17 protein-coding genes are annotated in these 18,595 nt (G+C 57.9%); 13 read left to right on the forward strand and 4 right to left on the reverse strand.

The window, feature by feature from the left end; translation table 11 throughout:
- Positions 1 to 54: 54 nt before the first annotated feature.
- On the forward strand, positions 55 to 729 hold the full coding sequence (locus ACR0MI_RS00565; protein WP_170816617.1) for a TIGR04283 family arsenosugar biosynthesis glycosyltransferase: 675 nt from the start codon (positions 55 to 57) through the stop codon (positions 727 to 729).
- A gap of 851 nt (positions 730 to 1,580) precedes the next feature.
- Here ACR0MI_RS00565 and ACR0MI_RS00570 read toward each other — a convergent pair.
- Positions 1,581 to 2,450: a MurR/RpiR family transcriptional regulator gene (locus tag ACR0MI_RS00570; RefSeq protein ID WP_170816616.1), complete on the reverse strand. Its 870-nt coding sequence runs from the start codon at positions 2,448 to 2,450 to the stop codon at positions 1,581 to 1,583.
- Between the two features lie 107 nt (positions 2,451 to 2,557).
- Here ACR0MI_RS00570 and ACR0MI_RS00575 point away from each other — a divergent pair, with 107 nt between their 5' ends.
- From ACR0MI_RS00575 to ACR0MI_RS00615, 9 genes are all read left to right on the forward strand, one after another.
- Positions 2,558 to 3,373 (forward strand): N-formylglutamate amidohydrolase, encoded by an 816-nt coding sequence (locus tag ACR0MI_RS00575; RefSeq protein WP_170816615.1) that lies wholly within the window; start codon positions 2,558 to 2,560, stop codon positions 3,371 to 3,373.
- Positions 3,370 to 3,894 carry a TRAP transporter small permease subunit gene (locus tag ACR0MI_RS00580; RefSeq protein WP_480440450.1) on the forward strand — a complete coding sequence of 175 codons (525 nt, stop codon included), beginning with the start codon at positions 3,370 to 3,372 and terminating at the stop codon, positions 3,892 to 3,894. The genes ACR0MI_RS00575 and ACR0MI_RS00580 overlap by 4 nt, the downstream gene beginning before the upstream one ends.
- Positions 3,894 to 5,219, forward strand: coding sequence for a TRAP transporter large permease (locus ACR0MI_RS00585; RefSeq protein WP_170610096.1), 1,326 nt, complete (start codon positions 3,894 to 3,896; stop codon positions 5,217 to 5,219). Before ACR0MI_RS00580 ends, ACR0MI_RS00585 begins: the two co-directional genes overlap by 1 nt.
- Before the next feature lie 57 nt (positions 5,220 to 5,276).
- A complete protein-coding gene (locus ACR0MI_RS00590) occupies positions 5,277 to 6,314 on the forward strand; it encodes a TRAP transporter substrate-binding protein (RefSeq protein WP_170610097.1) in 1,038 nt (345 codons plus the stop codon).
- A 57-nt stretch (positions 6,315 to 6,371) separates the two neighbouring features.
- A complete protein-coding gene (locus ACR0MI_RS00595) occupies positions 6,372 to 7,733 on the forward strand; it encodes a glutamine synthetase family protein (RefSeq protein WP_170816614.1) in 1,362 nt (453 codons plus the stop codon).
- Positions 7,734 to 7,832: 99 nt separating this feature from the next.
- Positions 7,833 to 9,215, forward strand: coding sequence for an aldehyde dehydrogenase family protein (locus tag ACR0MI_RS00600; protein ID WP_170610101.1), 1,383 nt, complete (start codon positions 7,833 to 7,835; stop codon positions 9,213 to 9,215).
- A gap of 66 nt (positions 9,216 to 9,281) precedes the next feature.
- Positions 9,282 to 10,427, forward strand: a complete 1,146-nt coding sequence (locus ACR0MI_RS00605; RefSeq protein WP_170610103.1) for an iron-containing alcohol dehydrogenase — start codon at positions 9,282 to 9,284, stop codon at positions 10,425 to 10,427.
- A 72-nt stretch (positions 10,428 to 10,499) separates the two neighbouring features.
- Positions 10,500 to 11,339 (forward strand): DMT family transporter, encoded by an 840-nt coding sequence (locus ACR0MI_RS00610; protein ID WP_170816613.1) that lies wholly within the window; start codon positions 10,500 to 10,502, stop codon positions 11,337 to 11,339.
- Positions 11,340 to 11,412: 73 nt separating this feature from the next.
- The gene (locus tag ACR0MI_RS00615) at positions 11,413 to 12,183 is read left to right on the forward strand and encodes an alpha/beta fold hydrolase (protein ID WP_170610107.1); all 771 of its coding nucleotides are present in this window, start codon (positions 11,413 to 11,415) and stop codon (positions 12,181 to 12,183) included.
- A 16-nt stretch (positions 12,184 to 12,199) separates the two neighbouring features.
- Here the strand turns inward: ACR0MI_RS00615 and ACR0MI_RS00620 are convergent, their stop codons facing one another.
- The 3 genes from ACR0MI_RS00620 to parE form a co-directional block, all read right to left on the reverse strand.
- The gene (locus ACR0MI_RS00620; RefSeq protein ID WP_170610108.1) at positions 12,200 to 12,481 is read right to left on the reverse strand and encodes a hypothetical protein; all 282 of its coding nucleotides are present in this window, start codon (positions 12,479 to 12,481) and stop codon (positions 12,200 to 12,202) included.
- A gap of 282 nt (positions 12,482 to 12,763) precedes the next feature.
- Positions 12,764 to 13,828 carry a GTP pyrophosphokinase gene (locus ACR0MI_RS00625; protein ID WP_480853361.1) on the reverse strand — a complete coding sequence of 355 codons (1,065 nt, stop codon included), beginning with the start codon at positions 13,826 to 13,828 and terminating at the stop codon, positions 12,764 to 12,766.
- Complete coding sequence (gene parE, locus ACR0MI_RS00630; protein ID WP_170610112.1) at positions 13,825 to 15,783, reverse strand: DNA topoisomerase IV subunit B; 1,959 nt, start codon at positions 15,781 to 15,783, stop codon at positions 13,825 to 13,827. The genes ACR0MI_RS00625 and parE overlap by 4 nt, the downstream gene beginning before the upstream one ends.
- Positions 15,784 to 15,954: 171 nt before the next feature.
- Between parE and ACR0MI_RS00635 the strand changes: the two genes are divergently transcribed.
- The 3 genes from ACR0MI_RS00635 to ppk2 all read left to right on the forward strand — a co-directional run bounded on the left by ACR0MI_RS00635 (position 15,955) and on the right by ppk2 (position 18,554).
- The gene (locus ACR0MI_RS00635; protein WP_170610114.1) at positions 15,955 to 16,773 is read left to right on the forward strand and encodes a class I SAM-dependent methyltransferase; all 819 of its coding nucleotides are present in this window, start codon (positions 15,955 to 15,957) and stop codon (positions 16,771 to 16,773) included.
- Positions 16,774 to 16,901: 128 nt separating this feature from the next.
- The gene (locus ACR0MI_RS00640; protein ID WP_170610115.1) at positions 16,902 to 17,510 is read left to right on the forward strand and encodes a peroxidase-related enzyme; all 609 of its coding nucleotides are present in this window, start codon (positions 16,902 to 16,904) and stop codon (positions 17,508 to 17,510) included.
- A 117-nt stretch (positions 17,511 to 17,627) separates the two neighbouring features.
- Entirely contained in the window at positions 17,628 to 18,554 is a 927-nt protein-coding gene (gene ppk2, locus ACR0MI_RS00645; protein ID WP_480853364.1) for a polyphosphate kinase 2, read from the forward strand.
- Positions 18,555 to 18,595: the final 41 nt, after the last annotated feature.

Consider the following 18,595-nt stretch of genomic DNA (forward strand, 5'->3'; position numbering starts at 1 on the left):
CCTTGGGCTCCGTGATATAGGAGTTTCCGTGACCATGACCAGAGGTTAACGGACGTGCCCGCGCCAATCAGCATCGTGATCCCGACCCTGAACGCTGCTGGCTCGCTGCCCGGAACCTTGCAGTCGCTGATGGAGGGGGTGCAGGCGGGTCTTATCCGCGAGTTAGTGATTACCGATGGAGGGTCAACGGATGAGACGTTGGCCATGGCGGACGAGGCCGGAGCCAGGATCGTTGAAGGCGCGCCTTCGCGCGGTGGACAATTGCGGCGCGGATGCCAAACGGCTTCGGCTGAGTGGTTGATGATTTTGCACGCGGATACGGTCCTGCAAAATGGGTGGAGCGACGCGGTGGCCTCACATCTGGAAACCGGTGCACCGGCTGCGTTTCTGTTGCAGTTTCAGGCCCGGGGATTTGCGCCCCGATGGGTCGCCGGCTGGGCCAATCTGCGCAGCCGCCTGTTTGGCTTACCCTATGGCGATCAGGGGTTGCTGGTGCCGCGCAAAACCTATCTTGCTGCTGGCGGCTATAAGGAGCAGCCTTTGATGGAGGATGTCGCGTTGGTCCGGGCGCTGCCGCGCGTGCGCATCCTGCCCGTGCGTGCCGTTACGAGCGCGGAGCGCTATGAGCGTTTGGGCTGGCTGCGTCGGGGAGGGCGGAACCTGTGGCTGGTGTTTCGCTATTTTCTGGGGGCCGATCCGGAACAACTGGCACAGCAGTATCGGCGTTGAATGCGGTGCGCAGTTCGACCAGCGATTTGCCCAGCCGGAACGGAGCGGCGAAACTGACCAGGCACAAAGCGACGATCTGCAGACCCAGAATATGCGCGTTGGCCTGCAGGTATTCCCATTCATCCTTCAGCTTGCCGACCTGTTCGATCAGGTCATCATAGCTTTGCGCCAGAATTAGATAGTCCCCGGCGATTGCAGGCACTTTGCGACGCATGTTGTCGATTGCGGTCTGGGTTTTTTCATCCAACGAGGTGAAGACAAGAAACTGGTCGATGTTGAAAGCGTCGGCCGTGGCGGCCATGTCGCGCATTTCGTCCATGTCGTCCTTGGCCCCGGTTCCGAACAGAAAATGCAGACCTTGTAGCGGCGCTACCTCGTTCGTGACGGCAATGAACAGGGGTAGATCGGCATTGCTGGCGGTTGAGGCCGACAGGAACTCGACCTTGTCGCACAAAACTGCTGTATCCGGGTCATAGGCCGGGTCGCAGAACCGCAGCCGGAACCGCGCGGCGTCGCGGTCAAAGGCCAGCGTTGCTGCATAGGCCACGTCGATCTGCCGGTCCAGCCGCGAACTGTCCGAGGTATAAAGGCCCGCCAGCACCGCCACCAGCGCGCCGATGCCGCCCAGCACGACCCAGACCAAGTCGGCAAGTTTCCAGGCTCGGTGCCCGGCCGGCTTGCGAAACAAGAATGCCGTTCCGACCGAACCCACGAGAAAGAACAGGATCAGCAGTGGCAGCTGGTTTTCCGTAATGAACGTCATGGGTTCAAAGTGTACGGACTGCCGTCCGGCTGGCAACAGTGTTCACGGGCAGTTGTACCGATTGGGATGGGTCGCCATTCGGCAGATGTTAAGACCCTGAACTCTGCCCGAATTTCCGAAAGAGTTTCGTGCGGTCGAAGGCCTGTTCCAGCTCGTCGGTCCGCGCTTTCACCGAATCCCACAGACGTTCCTGTACTTCGGCAATGGCGCACTCCATCAAAACCAGAATGGCGGCCATCGAGTCCCACGCTGACGGTACCGAGATGCGTGCGCTGAACGTGTGCTTGGCCAGCCTGTGAATAGGTGAGCGCCATTGGTCAGTGAACAGCACAATTTCCGCCTCACGCTCATGGCAGAGCTGCCCGATCAGCAAGGTCGAGTTTTCATACCGCCGGACATCCAGCGCGATCAGGACATCCCCTTTTCGCACGTCCAGCAAGTCATGTGTCCACGAGGCGGCTACAGGCAACAATCTGACATCCGGCCGGATCATTTGCAGGTGCAGGTAGAGATACTGCGCCAGAGTGCCGGTTATTCTTCCTCCGGTTAGGAAAATGCGCCGGTCCGGGTCGCACAGCAACCGGCAGAAACTGTCAAATTCCGCCGGATCCACTTCATCGATCGTGCGTTTCTGGTTTTCCAGCGTTCGCCCGGAGTAGCGATTCAGGATGTGTTCCTCGGGCAGATCGTTCTGCCAGAGATCGCGCTTGGCCTCGGGCCCCGAGATCATCTCTTTAACCTCGTGGCGCAGCGCTGCCTGAAACTGCGGGTAACCGTCAAACCCGGTTTTCTGCAACATGCGCGCGACTGTCGTGGTGGAAACCCCCGCTGTGCTGGCCAGTTCTGTTATGCTGCCCAAACCGGCCATCGGATAGTCATCCAGCAACACGCTGACCAGTTGCCTTTCAGATGGGGTCAGCTTGTCCCGGTGTGTCAGCAGCCTGTCCGTTACCCGCACGGTTGGACCCTCCTGTTTGATGACGTCGACTGTGATGTGAATATTTTTTCACTGCAATCAAGGTTGGGGAAATTTGTACAGGAAAAATATTGACAGGTGAATGTCCGATGTGGAATTTTTTCCACACGCCCAATCTGGGGCGCTTTCTGGAATCACGGGATTGCACATTGGACTACGGACCGGTCGTTCATATCGAAGCGAAAAACGATGCTCCCGCCGTGGTTGTGGTGTGCGAGCATGCGTCGAACCGTGTTCCCGAAGCGCTTGGCGATCTGGGGTTGCCCGCTGCGGCGCTGGAAAGCCACATCGCGTGGGATCCTGGTGCGTTGGCGGTAGCCCGGCTGATCGCGGCGGACATGTCTGCGGTATTGGTTCATGGCGGAGTGTCTCGGCTTGTCTATGATTGCAACCGCCCACCCGAAGCGATCGGGGCAATGGTGGTGAAAAGCGAAGATATCCGAATCCCTGCTAACGCCGATCTGACCCCGCAGCAGCGGCAGGACAGAATAGACAGTGTTTACAGGCCCTTTTGCGCCGGCTTATCCAATCAGATTCAATCGCATCGCAAGACATTGCGGCTGATGGTGACAGTCCACAGTTTCACGCCGGTCTATCACGGCAAGCCCCGATCGGTAGAGCTGGGGTTACTGCATGGCGAAGATGATCGGTTTGCGCAGGCCATGATGGCGTCTGCACCTGTTGATCTGAAGTTTGAAACCCGCCTGAACGAGCCGTACTCGGCCGCGGACGGCGTAGCGCATACGCTGGATGCGCAGGCGAAGCCCAATGGGCTTTTGAATGTGATGATCGAGATCCGGAATGATCTGATCCGAACGGAGGATCAGCAAAAGGCGATGGCGGCGTGTCTTGTGCCATGGATCAGCCGCACGTTGAACGATTTCGGGGAAAGGACAGAAATGTGATCCGGGCGATGGAGATATATGTGCGGGTCATCGACGCGGTCAATCACAAGGTTGGCCGCGTGATGATGTGGGGGCTGTTCGCCATGATGGCGATCCTGCTGTGGTCTTCAATCTCGAAAACCTTTTTTGTTCCGTCGCTCTGGACCCTGGAAATGGCGCAGTTCGCGATGGTTGCCTACTACATGCTTGGCGGGCCGTACTCGATCCAGATGGGGTCGAATGTGCGGATGGATCTGCTGTACGGAGAATGGTCCCATCGGCGTAAAGCGTGGACTGACGCATTTACCGTCATGTTCCTTATTGTCTATCTGATCATCCTGTTGTGGGGCGGCTGGGACAGCCTGATGTACTCGTTCCAATACGGAGGAGAGCGCAGCGCAACCATCTGGCGGCCGTATCTGTGGCCGGTCAAACTGATCATGGTTGTCGGCATCTTCCTGATGCTTTTGCAGGCCATTTCCGAGTTCTTCAAAGACATCCTGCGCCTTTGCGGCCACGACATCCCCCGAGAGGTAATCTGATGTCCTACGAGATGATTGCCTTGCTGATGTTCGCATCAATGATGTTGATGCTGCTGACAGGTCAGCGGGTGTTTGGTGCGATCGGCTTTGTCGCGGTGGTGTCGGCCTTGTTCCTGTGGGGGGATCGCGGCGGCTATGATCTTGGATTCGCGGCTGCGATCAAGGTTATGAAGTGGTATCCGCTGCTGACACTGCCGATGTTCATTTTTATGGGATACATCCTGTCCGAAAGCCGGATCGCGGATGATCTGTACAAGATGTTCCATGTCTGGATGGGCGGACTGTCGGGCGGGCTGGCGGTCGGAACCATCGGGCTGATGGTGCTGATTTCGGCGATGAACGGGCTGTCCGTAGCGGGCATGGCCATCGGGGCCACGATTGCTCTGCCGGAACTGCTGCGGCGGAACTACGACAAACGCATGGTCACCGGGGTGATCCAGGCAGGGTCATCATTAGGAATTCTGGTGCCGCCATCTGTGGTTCTGGTTCTCTATGCCATGATCGCCCGTCAGCCGGTTGGTCAGCTTTGGCTGGCCGGGGTTCTTCCCGGCCTGATGATGGCCGCCATGTTCATCATCTATATCATCATCCGGTGCCGGATCACCCCGTCGCTGGGCCCGGTTCTGCCAGCCGAAGAACGCGATATTCCGCTGAGAGAGAAGCTGCGCCTTCTGCAGGCCGGATTACTGCCGGTCGGGATTTTCATGGTGATGATGGTCCCCTTCGTGAACGGCTGGACTTCGCTGGTTGAATCTTCGGCCATTGGTGCGATCACGGCGCTGCTGGCGGCAGCGCTGAAAGGGCGCCTGACCCGCGAAGTGTTTGAAAACTCGATGCGGCATACGCTGGGAATATCCTGCATGTTCATGTGGATCATTCTGGCGGCATTGGCATTTGGTGCCGTGTTCGACGGGCTGGGCGCGGTCAAGGCCATCGAAAGCCTGTTCACTGAAAAGCTGGGGCTTTCCCCTTGGATGATCCTTGTCCTGATGCAGCTCAGCTTTATCCTGATGGGCACGTTCCTGGACGACACCGCGATGCTGGTGATTGTGGCCCCGCTATATGTGCCGCTGGTCGGAGAACTGGGCTTTGATCTGATCTGGTACGGCGTTCTCTACACCATCACCACGCAGATCGCCTATATGACGCCGCCGTTTGGCTATAACCTATTCCTGATGCGGGCGATGGCCCCGCCGGAAATTACGCTGCGCGACATCTATGGCTCGATCATTCCTTTTGTTCTGGTGATGGCCTGCGCTTTGGCCACGATCATCATCTTCCCCGAAATCGCGCTTTGGCTGCCGAATTATGTCTATGGAAAATAAGTCAGAAGACCCCGCAAAGGGGCGAAACTCAGTTCGACTAAACAGAGGAGAAGGATAATGACAACAAGACGCAGATTTCTAAGGTCGGCGGGGCTGGCCGGGGCGGCCACTCTGGCAAGCCCTGCAATCGTCAAAGCACAGTCGGCCATCAAGTGGCGGTTCCAGACCTACGCCGGCAGCGCATTGGGCGAGCACGTGACCAAGCCTGCCATCGACTACATCAACGCCAACGCAAACGGCGAACTTGAGATCGAGCTGTATTTTGCCGATCAGATCGTTCCCACCGGCGAACTGTTCCAGGCGCTGCAGCGCGGTACCATCGACGGGGTGCATTCAGACGACGACTCGATGGCGTCGCCGACGCCGCTGCGCCAGTTCGGCGGCTACTTCCCCTTTGCGACCAAACATATCCTTGATGTGCCCGTGCTGTTCAATCAGTACGGTCTGGCCGATATCTGGCGGTCAGAATACGAAAAGGTCGGTGTGGCGTGGTTGTCTGCTGCGGGTCAGGACCCGTGCAACTTCAACACCAAGAAGGAAATCAAGACGCTCGGCGATCTGGACGGGCTGAAGCTGTACACCTTCCCGACGGCGGGTCGCTTCCTGGCCAAGTTTGGCGTCGTGCCGGTGAACATTCCTTACGAGGATGCCGAAGTGGCGGTTCAGACCGGAGAGCTGGACGGTATGGCATGGTCGGGCATCACCGAAGATTACACCGTGGGCTGGGCCGATGTGACCGACTACTTCCTGACCAACAACATCTCGGGTGCCTGGATCGGTTCGTGGTTCGCAAATCAGGAACGCTGGGCCGAACTGCCCGATCACCTGAAATCGGTTGTCATGGCCGGGATCGAGGCGGGCCACACCTATCGCAACCAGTGGTACTGGGGTGGCGAAGCGGCGTTGCGTGCCAACGGCGACAAGCTGGAACTGCGGCAAGTTCCGGCCTCGGAATGGAAAGAGGTTGAAAACGCAGCTATCGAATTCTGGGATGAGGTCGCGCAGGAAGGCGAGATTCACCAGAAGATTGTTGGCATCTTCCGCGAGTACAACTCGGTCATCAACCAGGCCGGTGCTCCCTATACCTTCGATTGATACCAAACTCGGGGGCACCGCGTTTGGTGCCCCCGTCAGCAGCTAGAGGTTTGTTTCATGACCGCAACTTTGACATTCGAAACCCTGAAATCCCAGGTCGCATCCGGTGACATTGATACAGTCTTGGTTTGTTTTGTTGACATGCAGGGCCGTTTGATGGGGAAGCGGTTTCATGGGGGTCATTTTGTTGCGGGTGCGTGGGAAGAGACGCATTGCTGCAACTATCTGCTGGCGACGGACCTCGAGATGGGGACGCCGGATGGGTATGCCTCGACCAGCTGGGAGCGGGGGTATGGCGACTATGTGATGAAGCCGGATCTGGGCACGTTGCGCCCGGTGCCGTGGCTGGAGGGCACGGTGATGGTGATGTGCGATGTGCTGGATCATCACACGCATGAAGAGGTGCCGCATGCGCCGCGTTCGATCCTGAAGAAGCAGGTGAACCGCCTGAAGGCGATGGGCTATGAGGCGATGTGCGCCACCGAGCTGGAGTTTTTCCTGTTCGAAAAGAGCTTTGATGCGATCCGCAAGGAGGGGTTCCGCGATCTGCAACCGATCTCGGGCTATAACGAGGATTATCACATCCTGCAGACCACCAAGGAAGAGCATGTGATGCGACCGATCCGCAACCATCTGTGGAATGCGGGCATTCCGGTCGAAAACTCGAAGGGTGAGGCCGAGACCGGGCAGGAAGAGCTGAACATCAAATACGCTCCGGCGATGGATACGGCGGAATATCACTCGATTGCCAAAAACGCGGTGAAAGAGATCGCCTGGCAGCATGGCCATGCGGCGACGTTCCTGCCGAAATGGCATCACGACAAGGTGGGCAGTTCGTCCCACGTGCACCAGTCGCTTTGGGCCGATGGCAAGCCCGCGTTTTATGACGCGGAAGATGAGCTGGGCATGTCGGCGCTGATGAAAAGCTACATGGCGGGCCTGCTGAAATACGCCGCCGATTACACGTACTTCATGGCGCCTTACATCAACAGCTACAAGCGGTTCATGAAGGGCACCTTTGCGCCGACGCGGATCATCTGGTCGGTTGACAACCGCACCGCCGGGTTCCGCCTGTGCGGGGATGGCACCAAGGCGGTTCGGGTGGAGTGCCGGATCCCTGGGTCGGACATGAACCCCTATCTGGCGATGGCCGGAATGTTGGCGGCCGGGATTGCGGGTATCGAAGAGGGGCTGGAGCTGCAACCGCCTGCAAGGGGCGATGTCTATCAGGGCGACACGGGCATGATCCCCGGCACTTTGAAGGATGCGCGCAACGCGCTGCATGGCTCGGCGATGTTGCGCGGGGCTATGGGGGATGATGTGGTGGATCACTATACCCGCGCGGCCGAGGTCGAGATTGAGGAATTCGAGCGCGTGGTGACGGATTGGGAAGTGGCCCGGGGCTTCGAGCGGGCGTAGGCTAGGGGAGAGCGGGCGCTGCGCGCCCGGGTGCCTTCGGCGAGAGTATTTGGAAAAAGATGAAGCAGGGCGCGCCCTGCGAACAGTCAAGAGGTTGGGATGGCCCAGACACTGAAGTGTATCTCTCCGGTCGATGGATCGGTTTTTGCCGAGCGGGAAGTGCTGTCGCGCGAAGCTGCGTTTGAGCTGGCCGCAAAGGCCCGCGCGGCGCAGGCGGGCTGGGCGGCGCGGCCGTTGCAGGAGCGGATTGATCTTGTAATGGCGGGCGTAGCCGCCGTTGGCGCGATGAATGACGAGATCGTGCCGGAATTGGCTCATATGATGGGTCGCCCGGTGCGCTATGGCGGTGAGTTCGGCGGCTTCAATGAGCGCGCCAGTTACATGGCCGAGATTGCCGCAACCTCTCTGGCCGATATCGCGGTGGGCGAGGATGAGACGTTCAGGCGCTATATCAAGCGCATCCCGCACGGGGTCGTGTTTGTGGTGGCGCCGTGGAACTACCCCTACATGACCGCAATCAACACGGTGGCACCGGCGCTGATCGCGGGCAACACTGTGATCCTGAAACATGCCACGCAGACCCTGCTGGTGGGGGAGCGTATGGCGCAGGCCTTCTATTCGGCAGGTGTGCCCGAGGATGTGTTCCAGAATGTTTTTCTGAGCCATGACGTGACCAATGATCTGATCGCTGGCAATGCGTTCGACTTCGTGAACTTCACCGGCTCGGTCGGGGGCGGTCGGGCGATGGAACGCGCGGCGGCAGGGACATTCACCGGTGTCGGCACGGAACTGGGCGGCAAGGATCCGGGCTATGTCATGGAGGATGCCGATCTGGACGCGGCAGTTGATACGCTGATCGACGGGGCGATGTTCAATTCGGGCCAGTGCTGCTGCGGGATTGAGCGGATTTACGTCCATGATAGCCTGTATGATGACTTCGTTGCCAAGGCGGTTGAGGCTGTGAAAGGTTATAAGCTGGGCAACCCGCTGGATACCGGGACGACAATTGGTCCGATGGCGAATGTGCGCTTTGCCGACGAGGTGCGGGCGCAGATTGCCGAGGCGGTTGCGGCTGGCGCGGTGGCGCATATCGACACTTTCCCCGAGGATGATGGCGGCGCCTATCTGACACCCCAGATTCTTACAGGCGTCACCCATGACATGCGGGTGATGCGGGACGAGAGCTTTGGCCCCGTCGTTGGCATCATGAAAGTGTCCTCGGACGAAGAAGCCATCGCGCTGATGAATGACAGCGAATTTGGCCTGACCGCCAGCCTCTGGACCCGCGATGTGGACCGTGCGGCGCGGGTTGGCGACCAGATCGAGACCGGGACGGTCTTCATGAACCGGGCCGATTATCTGGATCCGGGCCTGTGCTGGACCGGCTGCAAGAATACCGGGCGGGGCGGGGGGTTGTCCGTCATCGGCTATCACAACCTGACCCGTCCGAAATCCTACCACCTGAAAAAGGTGACCGGCTGAAAATGACTTGCCTGCCCCGATTATTCCCTCTCCGGGGTGGGCCCCTGCTTTGAAGGAAACTCTGAAATGAGTCTTGTTGGAAACTGGTCCTATCCGACCGCAATCAAGTTTGGCGCCGGCCGCATCAGGGAACTACCCGATGCCTGTGTGGCGGCGGGGATGAAACGCCCGCTGCTGGTCACCGACAAGGGGTTGGCCGATCTGCCGATCACCAAGGCAACGCTGGATATCATGGAGGCCGCCGGTCTGGGGCGCGGCCTGTTCAGCGACGTGGACCCGAACCCGAATGAGAAGAACCTTGAGGCCGGTGTCGCGGCTTACAACGCGGGTGGCCATGACGGGGTGATAGCGTTTGGCGGCGGCTCGGGTCTGGATCTGGGCAAGATGGTGGCCTTCATGGCAGGTCAGACGCGGCCAGTCTGGGATTTTGAAGACATTGGCGACTGGTGGACCCGCGCCGATGCCGATGCCATCGCCCCGATCATCGCGGTGCCAACAACGGCAGGCACCGGGTCGGAGGTAGGTCGCGCCAGCGTCATCACCAATTCCGAGACGCACGCCAAGAAGATCATCTTCCACCCGAAAGTGCTGCCCACGGTGGTGATCTGCGATCCGGAACTGACCGTGGGCATGCCCAGGTTCATCACCGCAGGTACCGGGCTGGATGCCTTTGCCCATTGTGTCGAGGCCTATTCCAGCCCGCACTACCATCCGATGAGCCAGGGCATCGCTTTGGAAGGGATGCGCCTGGTCAAGGATTACCTGCCGCGCGCCTATGCCGACGGCACCGATATCGAGGCCCGCGCCCAGATGATGAGCGCCGCCGCCATGGGCGCCACCGCCTTCCAGAAGGGCCTGGGCGCGATCCACGCCATGAGCCACCCGGTCGGCGCGCACTTCAACACCCATCACGGCACCACCAACGCGGTCTGTATGCCCGCCGTGCTGGACTTCAACGCCCCCGCCATCGCCGACCGGTTCGCGCAGGCCGCGGCCTATCTGGGCATCGATGGCGGATTTGACGGCTTCCGCGCCTTTGTGCAGGACTTCAACGACAGCCTCTGCATCCCGCGCAAGCTCTCCGAACTGGGCGTCACCGAATCCGCAATCCCGGACCTCGTCCAGGGCGCACTCATCGACCCCTCCTGTGGCGGAAACCCGGTCGAACTTACCCAAGAGAACCTCACAAACCTCTTTAACACCGCGTTGTGATCCACCTCTCTTTGTGACAATAGGACACCGGCCCGTTTTGCGGGCCGGTTTTGTTTCACGAAAGGTTCGGACGTGACCCCGTTTGTCATCGCCATCACTTTGGCGGCTGCAATGCTGCATGCAGTTTGGAACGCAATAGTCAAATCTGCGGCCGACCGAACCACGACGATGGGCTTGGTGGCTCTTGGGCAGGCTATTCCCGGTGCGATCATGGTTGTCATGCTGCCCATGCCCAGCGCCGAGAGCTTCCCCTACATCCTGATCTCGACCTTCGTGCATTTTGGGTACTATTTCATGCTGGGCAAGGCGTATCAGCACGGTGACCTGAGCGTCGTCTATCCCATCGCCCGCGGGATCGTACCGGCGCTGGTGTCCCTCTGGGCGATGCTGTTGGTGGGCGAAATGCTGCCCCTGCAGGCTTGGGCCGGGATTGCTCTGATCGCGGTTGGTATCCAGCTCAGCAACTGGAGGGCATTGCGTTCGGGGCTCGGGCGCTCGACGCTGTTGTTCGCGATAGGCACAGGGGTGTGTATCTCGATCTATTCGGTGTTCGACGGGATCGGGGTGCGCTTGTCGGGAAACACGCTCAGCTACTGGGCCTGGGGGGCTTTTCTGCACCTGTTTATTGCCGGATTCGTCGGCATCCGCAGGCGAAAGAAACTGGCGGATTATCCTATTAACGTGTGGGTTGTTGGCCTGTTGGGCGGCCTGGTGTCGATGGCGGCCTATGGGTTGGTGCTTTACGCCAAGAACTTTGCCCCACTGGGCGCGGTTTCGGCGCTGCGCGAAACCTCGGTCATCTTCGCGGCGCTGATCGGGTTCATTTTCCTGAAAGAAGGCAACTGGATGCGGCGGCTGGGGGCCGCGGTTCTGATGGCCGTTGGCGTGGCGCTGATCGGGCTGGCCGTTTAATCCCCCCAAGACCATCTTGCTGAGTGCGCCCCCGATCTCTCATATTGAGTCGGAGTGATGAGGGAGCGTTTTCATGACCAAAGAGATTGTTCTGATCCACGGGGCCTTTGCCGGGCCTTGGTGCATGCAGGATTACGCGGGTTTCTTCCGCGACAGGGGTTGGACCGTGCACACCCCCGCATTGCGACATCATGGCGGAGATCCGAAGGCCGAGCCTGATCCGGGCCTGACCGATACCAGTGTGACGGATTATGCGGACGACATCGCGGAACTTGTGAAGGGACTGGACAGAAAGCCGGTTCTCCTTGGCCATGCGATTGCGGGCGTGGTGGCCCAGCAGGTGGCGGCGCGCGGGTTGGCCAGCGCCATCGTGCTGATCAACCCGAATGCAGCGTGGGGCACCTTGCCCGAAACCGACGACGAACGGGCCATCCCCCGCGCGCTGATGGAGGGCGGGGCGTTCTGGAAGCAACCCATGCGAGTCGAGTTCGACCTGATGGCGCCCTTTGCGCTGAACAAGATGCCCGAGGCGCAACAACACGCGGTGTTTGACCAGTTGGGCGCCGAAAGCGGCCGGGTGATGTTCGAGATGTTCTTCTGGATGTTCGACGACCACCACGCAATGAAGGTCGACATCGACAAGGTCGACTGCCCCGTGCTGATCGTTTCAGGCACCGAGGATCGGGCGGTGAACCCTGACACCTGCCGCGCTTTGGCGGAATTGTACGGAGACCGCGCGACCTTTATGCCCGTAAAGGATCACGCGCATTTTCTGTTCATGGAACCCGGCTGGGAAAAACCCGCCGGGCAGATTGCCGATTGGTTGGATGGAAAGGTGGGCTAGCAGGCCCGCCATTGCATCACCGGCTGGTCTGAAAGCTGCTTTGTGGCCGCCAGCTCATCGTGCCATCATCCCGTTTGACACAGCGGAGCAGATGTTCCTCTCGCGATGTTGAGGTAGTGGTGACGGTGTTGTCGCCCGAGATCACTACGAAGGAATCCAGTGAATAGGCCATGCCCTGATAGTAGCAGAACCGTAACTCTGCCCCGACCGGAATTGGTGACGCGGTGAGCAGAGCCTGCTGCGCGTTTGCCTGGCTGGCCAGCACGGCAAAGGCCAGCCCGAGGGTTAATGATTTCATGTCGTCCTCCCGTTCGAAATCTCGTGTTCGTTGAAATTGGGTCTTGGACGCTCGGAACCTCAAATGTCGTTCTTCTATGACGGATTGTGCGCAAGTGTGAACGGGGTCAACGGGTTAGGCAAGGGGGTTGCGGTGTGCCGGGCTGAAGTCCGGCCTACCGGCGCGTTGAGGTGTTGCACATTCGCGCTCGCGTCTTGCACGAGAACTGTGGTGAATTAGGATGGGTGTTTCATCCATCTAGATGTGGAAAAATTGATGGGTTAGAAACCCATCCTACGCTTGCTAATCATCTCCGATCGCTGGAAACCCATTCTTCTCAAGCAAGTCGCGTATGTCTAGGTCAGGATGCTCTTCCTGTACCAGACCAGCAACTCTTGAACCAACATTTGGAAGAGTTGAAGTATCGATTTTTTCGAAAAATTTCTTCGGGTCTGAAAAAATCATTGGAATTCGAACAATCTGAATCGGATTGAATTTGTTATTGCTATTAATAAAGCTAAGATAGTTTCTTTGTGGAATGGAATTCATGAGCTCATCGAGGTCAGCGAGAGTTTCGATTCCAAATTTCTCTAACTCAACAATGGCGGTTTCACTCCAGTTCTTATATTTGGGGTTATCATCAATGTTTGGAATACTGTTTTTTTCCACGTAGCTCTTAACAAACGCTTCAATTCCAACGCTCGTTAAAGGGTCTGAACCGTGGCCAGTAGCGCCGCTGGCTACTAGCTCAAAATATTCGTTTGCTTCTTTCGTTACAGTTGCGAGGGTCGCGTCTACGGTTTCTAATACGGCAGAAGCGCCAAACAACTTACGCTCTAAAGCAGCAGGAAGAGCGGCTTTGGATTTGTAATTGAAAGCGTGCTCAATCTCAGCCCAGGTGTCTTGTAGGGCTGTACGAATTTGAACTTCAAACTCTAATGCGTGCAAGTCGGAGTACTCAGGTAAACTACTTCTCGCATCCCCAAGCTTACAAATTAGGTGTAAGGATCTGTAGCCAAATTCGCGAGTGCTTTCTGGTCTTCTCTTGTCTATCGAATCTTTTTCGTTAACGCTAAAGAGATCGCAAACTATAGACTCTATCTTTTCGATATCGCTTTCAAGATAGGAAATAACTCGAATTCCAAGGATGTCTGTGCATTCATCTAGGCGTTGTTCATATTCCTTTTTCTGGCATTTTTCGAGAAAGCTATCAATGCATTTTACGCGGCTTTTAACTCCTGAGTACTTCAGTTTATTCTCGTCTAACTTGTGGAGTATTAGGTCTTCGACAATGTCGTTAAGGCGATGATAACGATCTATGACACGCTCATAGGCGACTTCGAGGTCGTTTCTATTATTTGACTTCAAACATCCAACTCCTCCACAAACCGTGCGTTCTCTTGAATGTATTGGAACCGCAGTTCGGGTTTTTTGCCCATCAGGCGCTCGACCAGGTCGCCGGTCTCGCCGGGTTCGTCCTCATCAATCGTGACGCGGATCAGTTTGCGGGATGCCGGGTCCATCGTGGTCTCTTTCAGATCCTTGGCGTCCATCTCACCCAGACCCTTGAAGCGGGACACGTCGATCTTGCCTTTGCCGCCCAGACCTTTCTCAAGCCACTCGTCGCGCTCAGCCTCGTCCAGGCAATAGACGCGCTTGGCGCCCTGGGTCAGGCGATAAAGGGGCGGGCAGGCCAGATACAGGTGGCCCGCGTCGATCATCGGGCGCATCTGGGTGAAGAAGAACGTCATCAGCAGCGATGCGATATGCGCCCCGTCCACATCCGCGTCGGTCATGATGATGACCTTGTCATAGCGCAGGTCGTCGACGTTGAACCTGGTGCCAAGGCCGACACCCAGCGCCTGCGTCAGATCGTTGATTTCGGCATTGGTACCCAGTTTCGAACTGGCGGCGCCCAGCACGTTCAGGATCTTGCCGCGCAGGGGCAGCAGGGCCTGTGTTTTGCGGTCGCGGCCCATTTTGGCGGACCCGCCCGCCGAGTCGCCCTCGACGATGAATAATTCCGTACCGTCGCGTGTTGAACTGGAACAGTCCACCAACTTGCCGGGAAGACGAAGTTTCTTAGTGGCGGACTTGCGTTGTGTTTCCTTCTCGGCCCGTCGGCGCAGGCGTTCTTCGGCCCTCAGGATGAGGAAGTCGAGGATCGCCCCGGCGGATTTCGTGTCTGCGGCCAGCCAGTTATCGAAATGGTCGCGGACCGAGTTTTCGACCAACCGTTGTGCCTCGACCGTGGCCAGACGGTCCTTGGTCTGGCCGACGAATTCCGGCTCACTGATGAAACACGACACCAGGGCGCAGCCGCCTGTGATCAGGTCGTCGCGGGTGATCTGACCGGCCTTTTTGTTGTTGATCAGTTCCCCGTAGGCCTTGATCCCTTTGAGAACTGCGGCCCAGAACCCGGCCACATGAGTGCCGCCTTCGGGCGTGGGAACGGTGTTACAGTAGGATTGGATGAAACCGTCGCGCGAGGGCGTCCAGTTGATCGCCCATTCGACCTTGCCGGGGGCGCCGAATTTCTCGTTAAAGTCAACGGTGCCGGCAAAGGGCTGCTCGGCATAGGTGGACGAGCCGTTCATGGTCTCTTTCAGATAGTCCGACAGACCGCCGGGAAAGTGAAAACTCGCCTCGGTCGGGGTTTCACCATCATCGATGGCGGATTTCCAGCGGATTTCGACGCCCGAGAAAAGGTAGGCTTTGGATCGGATCGACTTGAACAGGCGGGCGGGCTTGAACCGGTGATGGCCGAATATTTCCTCATCCGCGTGGAAGGTGACGGTGGTGCCGCGCCGGTTGGGGGCCGCACCGATTTTCTCAACTGGGCCCAGCGGGATACCGCGCGAGAACCGCTGTTCGAACAGTTGTTTGTCGCGCGCCACCTGCACGACCATCGAATCCGACAAAGCGTTGACAACGGACGCACCCACGCCGTGCAAACCGCCCGAGGTCTGGTAGGCCTTGCCCGAGAATTTACCGCCCGCGTGCAGGGTGCAAAGAATGACCTCCAGCGCCGATTTGTCCGGGAACTTTGGGTGCGGATCGATCGGTATACCGCGCCCATTGTCGCGCACCGTCAAAGCGTAATCCGAGTGCAGTTCGACCTCGATCCGGTTCGCATGTCCGGCCACGGCCTCGTCCATCGAGTTGTCGAGGATTTCGGCAACCATGTGGTGCAAAGCGCGTTCGTCCGTGCCGCCGATATACATGCCGGGGCGTTTGCGGACCGGTTCCAGCCCTTCAAGCACCTCAATCGAGGAGGCGTCATAGGCGGCGGTGGCGCTGGGCGTCAACAGATCGTCGGGCATGGGTGCTGCTCTTGTTTTTGGGTTTACTCCATTATGGCAGGTGATGTGTGCGGGGGGAAGAGGGGCGCGAGGTGTTGTGGATAGATGTGCTGGCGGCTGAGTTTTCGCCTGATCGACGGTAATTTGCTAGTCTGGGTTCGAGCAACGGCCTTATTGCAAAGGAGTGGGTTGATGAACACGAGCGCGTCCGGTTTTGTTGGAGAGATTCCTGAGCATTACGACAAGGGGCTAGGGCCCAATATTTTTGTCGACTATGCAGACCGGCTTGTCGACGAATGCTGTGCAGAGGCCGTGGCAAATGTAATCGAACTGGCGGCTGGCACCGGAATTGTCAGTGGCAAGCTGCGCGACAGATTACCGAAGGACGCCAGTTTGCTGGTGACGGATCTGAACGGGCCGATGCTGGAGGTGGCAAAAAAGAAACTCGAAGAGGGCGATAATCTCCGGTTCTCAGTCGCGGATGCAATGGATCTACCATTTGAGGAAGCCCGTTTCGATCTTATGGTTTGCCAGTTTGGAGTGATGTTCTTTCCCGACAAAGTTGCCTCATTCCGCGAGGCAGCCCGAGTTATCAAGCCCGGCGGCCGTTACGTTTTCAACGTGTGGAGCGCAATGTCCGAGAACCCGTTTTCGCAGATGGCTCACGAAGTGGCCCGACAGTTTTTTCCGGATGATCCGCCCGGGTTTTATAAGGTTCCCTTTCACTACGGTGATCCACAGTTGGTCAAGGCGGACCTTGCCGAGGCAGGATGGGGTGACATCAAGTACGAGACCATTCGACTGAACAAACGCATTGAGGCACCCGAGACATTTGCGAAAGCTCTGGTTTTCGGGAATCCATTGATTGATGAAATCAGATCCCGAGGCGGAGTTTCTTCGGATGACGTTGCCAGGGAAATGGCGTCTGCTCTGCACCGCACTTTTGGCCCAAGCGAAATGACGATGCCGTTGTCGGCTACGACTTTTGTTTGCCGCAAGACCCAAGCGTGACAGATCCGGGCTTTTCTTAGTCTGCTGTTTTCAGGACTTTTGTTCCGCCTATTCCTTTGGCATCAATATCCCGACAGAGCGCTGAGGGTTCACGGCCAAGGGCGTTTGGCCCATAGAGAGGATTGCGAATGAGCTGGATCAAAACCATTCCGTTTGACGAGGCGAAAGGTAAGTTGCGAAAGCTGTATGAGCGAGTGACCGGCCCGGACAACAACGTGGACAATATCATGATGGCGCACAGCCTGCGCCCGCATTCGATGGAAGGCCACATGGCGATCTACAAGAACGTGCTGCACCATTCAGGCAACCAGATTCCCAAATGGTTTCTCGAAGTCCTGGGTGTCTGGGTCAGCTCGCTGAATCGGTGCGGCTATTGTGTGGAACATCACTTCAACGGGTTGCAGCGGTTGCTGGGTGACACTGAGCGAGGTGATGCCATACGCGCAGCGATTGAGGCGCGACAGCCGGAAACGGCGCCACTGGATGCGGCACAGGTGGCAGCGATGGGATATGCCCGCAAGCTGACCGAAGCGCCGGCCGAACTGACCGAGGCCGATGTGATCGCTTTGCGAGATGCGGGGTGGGACGACGGAGAGATCCTCGAGATCAATCAGGTCTGTTCCTATTTTTCCTATGCCAACCGGACAGTTTTGGGATTGGGGTGTTCGACCAAGGGGGATGTTTTGGGATTGTCGCCAAACAACTCCGACAATCCCGACGATTGGGGCCATCGGTAAGGGCGCAAGCGAGCGTGGGCAGGCTGTTGCGCCTGTCAGAGTTTGATGCCGATCAAAGCGAATTTTATGAGTTTCTGCTAGGCGTTCCGGGAAACATTGAAACCCAGGAGCATATGCATGGCGGCAATCGTCCAGACCGACTTGAAACCCACTCAGATCAATACTGTACAGGCTGAAGTTCAGGATGCCGCGCAGCCATGCGCCGAGAAAATCCGGCACGCTTTCGAGAGCGGCAAGTACCCTTACGGCCACAAGATGGCGCGCAAAACCTACGAGGCGGAAAAGGCGAAGCTTCAGGCTGAATTGCTCAAGGTGCAGCTTTGGGCGCAGGAGACGGGCCAGCGGTTTGTTCTGCTGTTTGAAGGGCGCGACGCGGCCGGCAAAGGCGGCACGATCAAGCGGTTCATGGAGCATCTGAACCCCCGTCAGGCCCGCGTGGTGGCCTTGAACAAGCCGACGTGGGAAGAGAAGGGGCAGTGGTACTATCAGCGCTATGTGCAGGAGCTGCCGACGGTCGGTGAAATGGTGTTCTACGACCGGTCCTGGTACAACAGGGCAGGTGTCGAACGCGTGATGGGGTTCTGTTCGCCAAACGAATACCTTGAGTTCATGCGGCAGACGCCCGAACTGGAACGGATGCTGGTGCGATCAGGTATCCAGTTATACAAGTACTGGTTCTCGGTTACGCAGCCCGAACAGCAGCGGCGGTTCAAGAGCCGCGAAACCGATCCGCTGAAGCAGTGGAAGCTGTCGCCGATCGACAAGGCCAGTCTGGACAAATGGGATGATTATACCGAGGCGAAGGAGGCGATGTTCTTTTACACCGACACTGCCGATGCGCCCTGGACCATCGTCAAATCGAATGACAAGAAACGCGCGCGGCTGAACTGTATGCGGCATTTCTTGTCGACGCTGGATTACCCGGACAAGGATCACGAATTGGTTGACGAGCCTGATCCCCTGATCGTCGGGCAGGCGCATCACGTCATACATCGTTCGGATCACGTGCTGGGTACGTCGCTACATCCCGAAGCGCGTTCATGAACAATCTGGCCTTTGGGGAATTCGGAGTCTCAGTTTGAAAA

The organism is Ruegeria sp. D4, assembly GCF_056534475.1.

Bases quoted from the DNA above. Each gene is read 5' to 3' on its own strand.
- ACR0MI_RS00575 (WP_170816615.1), top strand. From the start codon at position 2,558: ATGTGGAATTTTTTCCACACGCCCAATCTGGGGCGCTTTCTGGAATCA.
- ACR0MI_RS00585 (WP_170610096.1), top strand. From the start codon at position 3,894: ATGTCCTACGAGATGATTGCCTTGCTGATGTTCGCATCAATGATGTTG.
- ACR0MI_RS00590 (WP_170610097.1), top strand. From the start codon at position 5,277: ATGACAACAAGACGCAGATTTCTAAGGTCGGCGGGGCTGGCCGGGGCG.
- ACR0MI_RS00595 (WP_170816614.1), top strand. From the start codon at position 6,372: ATGACCGCAACTTTGACATTCGAAACCCTGAAATCCCAGGTCGCATCC.
- ACR0MI_RS00600 (WP_170610101.1), top strand. From the start codon at position 7,833: ATGGCCCAGACACTGAAGTGTATCTCTCCGGTCGATGGATCGGTTTTT.
- ACR0MI_RS00605 (WP_170610103.1), top strand. From the start codon at position 9,282: ATGAGTCTTGTTGGAAACTGGTCCTATCCGACCGCAATCAAGTTTGGC.
- ACR0MI_RS00615 (WP_170610107.1), top strand. From the start codon at position 11,413: ATGACCAAAGAGATTGTTCTGATCCACGGGGCCTTTGCCGGGCCTTGG.
- ACR0MI_RS00620 (WP_170610108.1), bottom strand. From the start codon at position 12,481: ATGAAATCATTAACCCTCGGGCTGGCCTTTGCCGTGCTGGCCAGCCAG.
- parE (WP_170610112.1), bottom strand. From the start codon at position 15,783: ATGCCCGACGATCTGTTGACGCCCAGCGCCACCGCCGCCTATGACGCC.
- ACR0MI_RS00635 (WP_170610114.1), top strand. From the start codon at position 15,955: ATGAACACGAGCGCGTCCGGTTTTGTTGGAGAGATTCCTGAGCATTAC.
- ACR0MI_RS00640 (WP_170610115.1), top strand. From the start codon at position 16,902: ATGAGCTGGATCAAAACCATTCCGTTTGACGAGGCGAAAGGTAAGTTG.
- ppk2 (WP_480853364.1), top strand. From the start codon at position 17,628: ATGGCGGCAATCGTCCAGACCGACTTGAAACCCACTCAGATCAATACT.